At 63.2% G+C, this 5,216-nt stretch carries 3 protein-coding genes and 1 pseudogene; all 4 read left to right on the top strand.

Translation table 11 applies throughout. The features are described from left to right. The first annotated feature begins 1,062 nt into the window (after positions 1-1,062). The 4 genes and pseudogenes from J2851_RS35365 (at position 1,063) to J2851_RS35350 (ending at position 5,099) form a co-directional block, all read left to right on the top strand. Positions 1,063-2,625: a hypothetical protein gene (locus tag J2851_RS35365; protein ID WP_209774058.1), complete on the top strand. Its 1,563-nt coding sequence runs from the start codon at positions 1,063-1,065 to the stop codon at positions 2,623-2,625. Positions 2,626-2,670: 45 nt separating this feature from the next. Further along, positions 2,671-3,663 carry a hypothetical protein gene (locus J2851_RS35360; RefSeq protein WP_209774055.1) on the top strand — a complete coding sequence of 331 codons (993 nt, stop codon included), beginning with the start codon at positions 2,671-2,673 and terminating at the stop codon, positions 3,661-3,663. A gap of 18 nt (positions 3,664-3,681) precedes the next feature. Then, positions 3,682-4,152 (top strand): annotated as a pseudogene (locus J2851_RS35355) (IS5/IS1182 family transposase); the annotation flags it as partial. A gap of 662 nt (positions 4,153-4,814) precedes the next feature. After that, positions 4,815-5,099, top strand: a complete 285-nt coding sequence (locus J2851_RS35350) for a hypothetical protein (RefSeq protein ID WP_209774050.1) — start codon at positions 4,815-4,817, stop codon at positions 5,097-5,099. Positions 5,100-5,216: the final 117 nt, after the last annotated feature.

Genomic DNA, 5,216 nt, shown 5'->3' with positions numbered 1-5,216 from the left:
CGGCAACATAGGACCGCGCCCGTTGCCGCGCCTCAACCCGGCAGAACCGCGACCCAAGCCGTCCCATCAGCGCATCCAGAGCGACCTCCCAGCCCCTCGCCTCGGCAACCGTCGTCATGCTCGGCATCCTTTCCGCAGAACGCCAACTCAACAGACGCAGAGACCGATGATCCCGGCTGTAGTACTAGCCCGCGGCGCCGATGTCGGCGAGGATGAGAGCGCTGTGCTCCGCGATGGCGCGGTAATCGCCGCCGCCCTCGACCATCTGGAACAGCTGCTAGCCGCTCCGCTGCCGGCCCGCCAGCAAGCCACGCAGCCACCCAGCGTGCAGCAGCACCTTCATCCGGGAGGAATAACACCTCCTGGAGCCCCGAGACGGCGCCCTGCGCATCGCCGACGCCGTCGACCTGGAGAGCCATATGGTCCTGCGCCCGGAGGTCCGAGCCGCCATGGACACACTCGCCGCCCTGCTCCTTGCCAAACAGCTCGAAGAGGCCGGACTTCGCCAGGGCGAGGCGAAGCCCTTGCATCTCGCAGCAGGCTGAACCGGCGGGCATCCGCGATGCGATGTAAGGCTTCAGATATCAGATAAGACGCCGTCGCGCTGCAGCAGTCTATCGGAATACAGCGCTTTCTGACGGCCGAACAGAGGGGCATGCTCGGCCATTTTCGATGTGTAATGGATTTGGTGTTGTGATTGAGGCAAAAGACACGGCTGCTCTTCGAAGCATGCCTGCAGCGATCCCATGCCGATCGCATTTAGGTCCACAGATGAAATGGATGCTCGCCTCAAGGGACCCGACGGCAGCTTGACTGGAGTGAAGTCTTCGACGGCCGTGCTCTTGGAACGTCCGGATCGCTCAAAGCTATCGCAAAAGTTGATTAGGCTTCCGTATGCGAACGGATATGATCATATTTTTCTGAACTCTATGACTTTGGGTAGCGCATGGCTCGGCAGTGCGTATAATCGGAATGATTGGCCTTCAGCGGATTGACGATGTCGCCGCGGTTATCGCACGGACGGCCGCGGCGCCTTCCGCACCAGCGAGACAGAGGAAGCGGATGGAAAAGAAAATGCAGCGGCTAAGGTTTTCCTCTTCCACCTTCCGCAACGTGGCCATCAGTTCCGGATCCACTGAGATGGTCGGGCGCTACGGCAGCGCCGCCGCCGAGTTCGTGAAGGCCTACACGGGCATCGACAACGAAACGGGGGTGCGGCTGGCCAAGGGGCTGAAGCGCATCTCGGAGTACAAAGTCAGCACGAAGTCCTCCAAGGATGCTGCCAACAACATCAAACAGCAGGCGGGATTCAGCGCCGAGGTCCAAACGACTGCGCAGACGAACGCTGAAAACATCATCAATGGCAGGGCCGAGCGCGTGATGCGGTCGGACGATCACCCGGATTTCGGCACGAACCATCCCATCTATGATCACATCGAAGTGGACGCGCATGGAGTCTACATCCCAGGCTCCGGGTCCCAGATGAAATTTGTCAATGATACGGAGGAATTGCTGAAAAACATCGCCCAGGGCAAAGGCGGTGGAAGCAACGATAAGTCGCGGTACTTGAACGCCAAGCTTGACCTGCCATCGGAACAGGTCGCCGGTGCGGTCAAGTTCTGCGACGAGCGGGCCAAGGCTCTCCGTGAACAGGCCGACAGGCTGGAGGCTCTGGGCAAGGCCGAGCTCGCGGCCGAGAAGCGGGCCCAGGCGGCGAACTACGACACGGTCAAAGGCAACATCCGCGACAGCGGCCTGACAACGAGGCAGGCTCTGTTTCTGCGCAAGCACCCTGAGCTCGCCACCGCCTTCAACATCACCCGCACCAGCCATCGAGCGGGGGTCAGGGGTGCTGAGATCGGGGCGCTTTTCGGAGGCGCCATCTCGGCCGTCACGAATGTGATTGCGGTCCATCAGGGCGACAAGGAATTGGAGCAGGCGATTCTCGACACCGTTGCCGACACCGGAAAAGCGGCGGCAGCGGGATACGGCACCGCGTTTGTCGGAACCGCCGTGAAAGGGGTGATGCAGCAGTCCGCCAACGCAACGACACGCTCGCTGGCCCGCACGTCATTGCCGTCGATGGTGGTGACGGTCTGTCTGGAGGTTGGCAGCGCAGTGAGGCAATACGTTCGGGGGGAGATCGACGAGGTCGAGTTCCTCGAGACCATCGGCGAGAGAGGCAGCGGACTGCTCGCCAGCGGCCTGTTCACGGCGGTCGGACAGGTGGTCATTCCCATTCCGGTCGTTGGCGGCGCCATCGGCGGCATGATCGGCTACACGCTGAGTTCGATGCTCTATCAAGACGCGCTGGCCGCATTCAAGGACGCGCGGGAAGCCCACGAAAACTATCTCGAGATCAAGGAATACTGTGAAGTGGCCCGTGCGAGCCTGGAGGGCTACCGGCTGGAGTTCCGGACCCGGTTCGTCGAATGGCTCGACGACGGGCGCGCCGAGATCGCCGACAGCATCTCCAGCATGGACGCGGCCGTGCTCTCAGGCCGAATTGACGATTTCGCCGCCTCTGCGAACTCTCTGGCCGCGCTCATGGGCAAGACGCTGCAATTCGTCAACCGCAGTCAGTTCGACGATTTCATGACCTCCGACAGTGCGCTGGTCCTCTGACCAGCGGACGCTCGGCCGATCATTCCCCGAAGGAGAACAGCACCGATGCCTTTGCCCCTTCTCGTACCCGTCGCCCTCGGCCTGGCGGGCCTCTTTGGCGTGGGCAAGGCTGCCCAAGCGGCCTACCGCAACAGCGAGGCAAACGGCATCCAGGAGACCGCCGCCGACATCGTCAGCACCGCCGAAAAATCGCTCGAGAGCGGCAAGGACACCTGCAACACGGCGCTGCGAACCTACGGCGAGATGAAGATTGACATCCTCAGCAATGAGATCAAGGACTTCGTTGATCTCTACGGTCGGCTGAAGAATGTCCAGCTGGGCCACAGCCATGAACTGGATCGCCTCCAGATCGGCGACTTCACGGAGGTCATTCTGGAGGATCTGCGGCACTCCTGCTCCTTCGCCGCCCAGTTCGTCGGCGGCGTCGCAGCCGGGGCCGGGGCCGGCGCGCTCACCGCGTTCGGCGCCTACAGCGGAACCATGGCATTGGCCTCGGCCGGCACCGGAGCGGCCATCAGCGGACTGAGCGGCGTTGCCGCTACGAACGCCACGCTGGCGTGGCTGGGCGGCGGGACGCTGGCCGCCGGCGGATATGGCATCGCCGGAGGGACCATGGTCCTGGGAACCCTGGTGGCCGGGCCGGCGCTTCTCGTCCTCGGCAGCGTTTTGAGTGCCCGCGCCTCCAAGAAGCTCGACGACGCCCGGGCGAACCTGGAGAAGGCGCAGACCTACGACACCGAGGTCAATGTTGTTCTCGAAAAGCTGAAGGCCATCGTCGAAGTGACGATCGTCGGCCAGGATCTGGTGCGGTCCCTGAAGGAGCGCCTCCACGCTGTCAATGACGCCCTGGAGCGCGTGATCGAGACCCGTGGCGTCGATTATACCGCCTACGGCGAGGACGAGAAGAACACCGTCTTCCGGTCCGTGAAGGTGGCCCAGCTGGTGAAAAAGGTCATCGACACCCCAATTCTGAACGAAGACGGATCGCTGGCCAAGCACACTCTGATCGGCTTCCAGGGCATAAAGGAAACCATGTAGGACGAACTGCTTCCGCGCCGCGAGGGCAACGGGCCAACGGCCAAGTTGCGCTTCATGAGGCGCACGCTGATGGAGAACTGCTGCGCCCCGGCGGTCGATGCCCGCGTGATGCCGGCCACGGGCGCCGCCGAACGAGAGGCGGCGGTGTCCATGGTTGAAGCCATCCCCGGCCACCATTGCAGTATAGTCGGGGCTGGCAAAGCGTCCGGTATCAAGGCCTCTGTTGCCCAGATGCGCACTTTGGGTACCCCACCACAGAACACTCGGAACACGAGCTCCCGAGCGGCCACCAACAACCGGAGCATCCGCCACCCCGGCCATGCCGTCAGCCTGCGAATCGGCAAGCGGATCGAGGTGGCCTTCGGCTGGGTCGAAGAGGCTGGGCTGCGCCAGCGCCTCCACTACAGCACAGCCCGCGTCAGCCGGATGTTCACCCTGACCGCCGTCGCCGACAACCTGATCCGCCTGCTCATGTTGCTGGACGCCGCGTCGGTCCCGCCCGGTATCCTCTCCACGAGCAGGTCCAGATGGCCTTGTACGCGGCTGCGCCGAAAAATCAAATTGGAACGGGCAGCGACGGCGTGAATGTCGATCTTCGACCGATCTCAGGACACCGCGCGAACGCGTTGTCCAGTTTCCTGCGAGACGATGCTCCGAGGACGCGGCCAGTAAGCCGGTCCTGGGCCTATGTGGAGTTTACCGGATTATAGCATCCGGACGCTATAATTCGCCGCGTGAGGATGGCGGTGCCACATACTGGCGTCTCCGAGCCATAACCATCACGACCGGATTTCCGTCGCTGGCGAGCTGTGCCCAAAGAGACGCTGTCACGGAGCGGTGGTCCCGGATCCTGGCATCGCTTCTCTTAAGAGTTTTTGCGCTCCAGCGTCCGATCAGCGAGCGTGGAGCGTCTCGGTGCGGGACTATGGAACACCCGAGTGCCGCGATCTCAAACGCAGAAGGTGGCCTGTGCAAGACGGGCGCCCGAGGCCGAGGCGTATGGTGGACGTATTTCTGCTGAATAAGGGCCAGAAACATCGCGACCGTCCCCGACGGCGCAGACCTGGGCGGAGATGGTGCCGCACACTGCCATGGCGGCTGGCCCCGTTGCGGACGAGTGGAACGGGAAACTCCTTCGGGAGGAGGCGGCCATGCTGGACGAGCAACTCCTGCTGCACTGGCGGCCGTTGGCCTGCGACCCGCCGGATCTCGGCCACATGGCGGCGGGCTGGCGCAGCTGGTTCCTTTGGGCGTCGCCCAATTCGCATCCGACCCCCACATCCTGGAACTGGGGCGTGAAGCCCCCTGGCCCGGACCGGCCGCTCAGCGGCGACACGACAACGGCGATGGCCGCCATGGTTGCCGCGGAAGCGGCACTGCTCGAACGCCTGAGCGGCCATGAGCGTGCCACCCTGGCGCGGTCCGTCGTCCCATGACGGAACTGGGCTGGCGAATGATTGACTGCACAGTCCGGTGAAAATGAACAGGCTGTCCGGTCGAAACTGAACAGCGCGTACGGCGGTAATCGAACAGGCCGTACGGCAGCATGAACA

It is taken from the genome of Azospirillum rugosum (genome assembly GCF_017876155.1).
Lineage (GTDB): Bacteria > Pseudomonadota > Alphaproteobacteria > Azospirillales > Azospirillaceae > Azospirillum > Azospirillum rugosum.
Note: the sequence above shows the minus strand (reverse complement) of the source record. Positions and strands in the feature narration are given on the sequence as shown.

What these genes read in the sequence shown, in the direction of transcription:
- J2851_RS35360 (WP_209774055.1), top strand. Translation starts at nt 2,671, where the DNA reads ATGCCTTTGCCCCTTCTCGTACCCGTCGCCCTCGGCCTGGCGGGCCTC.
- J2851_RS35350 (WP_209774050.1), top strand. Translation starts at nt 4,815, where the DNA reads ATGCTGGACGAGCAACTCCTGCTGCACTGGCGGCCGTTGGCCTGCGAC.
- J2851_RS35365 (WP_209774058.1), top strand. Translation starts at nt 1,063, where the DNA reads ATGGAAAAGAAAATGCAGCGGCTAAGGTTTTCCTCTTCCACCTTCCGC.